The 667-nt window shown below is 61.2% G+C and carries 1 protein-coding gene and 1 pseudogene; both read left to right on the forward strand.

All coding sequences use genetic code 11. The features are described 5' to 3' along the window. The first annotated feature begins 12 nt into the window (after window positions 1-12). Complete coding sequence (locus B3V69_RS04655; protein ID WP_296444256.1) at window positions 13-135, forward strand: H-NS family nucleoid-associated regulatory protein; 123 nt, start codon at window positions 13-15, stop codon at window positions 133-135. A 215-nt stretch (window positions 136-350) separates the two neighbouring features. Continuing rightward, window positions 351-667, forward strand: a pseudogene (locus B3V69_RS04660) (acetylglutamate kinase); the annotation flags it as partial.

Raw genomic sequence — 667 nt, forward strand, 5'->3', positions numbered from 1 at the left:
GGCGCGACGGTCGTGGCCGCCAAATTCCGCGGCCCCAATGGCGAGGCATGGAGCGGCCGTGGTTTGACACCACGCTGGCTGGCGGCGCTGGTGGCGCAAGGGCAATCCAAAGAAGAATTTTCCATCAAGAACTGATGTGAATCAGGAACGCCAAGTACAGCGCAGGGTTTCCGGTTGGTCGCGTGCCGTCAAGCGGCGAACACTCCCCGCGCTGGAGGTGGTTCTGACGCCGCTGAAAGCGTAGAACCTGCGGCACAATTTGGGCATTGGCCTTTTTTGACTTTGCGGGACAGTTCGCAGCCAGGCGCAAGCCAAGCTAGCGCTGTCCTCAGCACTATAAGTGACACCCCATGACCGACGTTACCCACATTTCCCCCCGCGACAAAGCCGAAATCCTGGCCCAGGCGCTGCCCTACATCCGCAAGTTTCATGGCAAGACCATGGTCATCAAATACGGCGGCAACGCCATGACCGACCCGGGCTTGCAGGCCGACTTTGCCGAGGATGTGGTGCTGCTCAAGCTGGTGGGCATCAACCCGGTCGTGGTGCACGGCGGTGGACCTCAGATTGAAACCGCGCTGAAACGCCTGGGCAAGAAGGGCGAGTTCATCCAGGGCATGCGCGTGACCGACGCCGAAACCATGGAGGTGGTGGAGTGGGTGCTGGC

The sequence above is a fragment of the Rhodoferax sp. UBA5149 genome, assembly GCF_002413825.1.
Classification (GTDB): Bacteria; Pseudomonadota; Gammaproteobacteria; order Burkholderiales; family Burkholderiaceae_C; genus Rhodoferax.